Annotated in this window: 1 protein-coding gene; it reads right to left on the minus strand. The window is 70.2% G+C overall.

Features of this window, described 5'->3' with window-relative positions; all coding sequences use genetic code 11:
• The coding region (locus IE178_RS35150; protein ID WP_318280429.1) for an acyltransferase domain-containing protein at positions 1-658 on the minus strand (658 nt) is incomplete at its 3' end.
• Between the last annotated feature and the right edge of the window lie 61 nt (positions 659-719).

Consider the following 719-nt stretch of genomic DNA (forward strand, 5'->3'; position numbering starts at 1 on the left):
CGGCGGCCACCTCACCGATCGAATGCCCGGCCACGAACTCCGGCCGCACACCCCACGACTCCACCAGCCGGAACAACGCCACCTCGACCGCGAACAACCCCGCCTGGGCATACACGGTCCGGTTCAGCACATCCGCGTCCCCACCCCACACGACCTCACGCAACGGCCGGTCCAGGTGCTCGTCCAGGCCGGCGCACACCGCGTCGAACGCCTCCGCGAACACCGGGAAACGCGCGTGCAGTTCACGCCCCATACCGAGCCGCTGCGAACCCTGACCCGAGAAGAGGAACGCCGTGCGGCCTCCATCGACCAGGCCTTCCACGACGCCCGCGTCCGGAAGACCCGCCGCGAATGCCTCCAGGGCAGCGGCCTTGTCCTGCGCCAGCACCACCGCGCGATGCTCGAACACGGACCGCTGAGTCGCCAGCGAGAACCCGAGGTCCACATCACGAACCCGGGCGCCCTGCACGAACTCCCGCAGCCGCTCGGCCTGGGCGCGCACCGCGGTCCCACTCCTACCGGAGAGAACCCACGGCACCGCAACAGCCGTCTCGGCGTCGTCGTCGGCGCCGAGTGCCGCCGTGGCGATGTCGCCCGCGAATGCGGGCTGTTCGAGAATGATGTGCGCGTTGGTGCCGCTGATGCCGAACGAGGACACACCCGCACGGCGCGGGCGTCCTTCGCCCGACCATTCCACCGGTTCGGTCAGCAGTTCCACC

It is taken from the genome of Streptomyces griseoloalbus (assembly GCA_014650015.1).
Taxonomy (GTDB): Bacteria; Actinomycetota; Actinomycetes; order Streptomycetales; family Streptomycetaceae; genus Streptomyces; species Streptomyces griseoloalbus.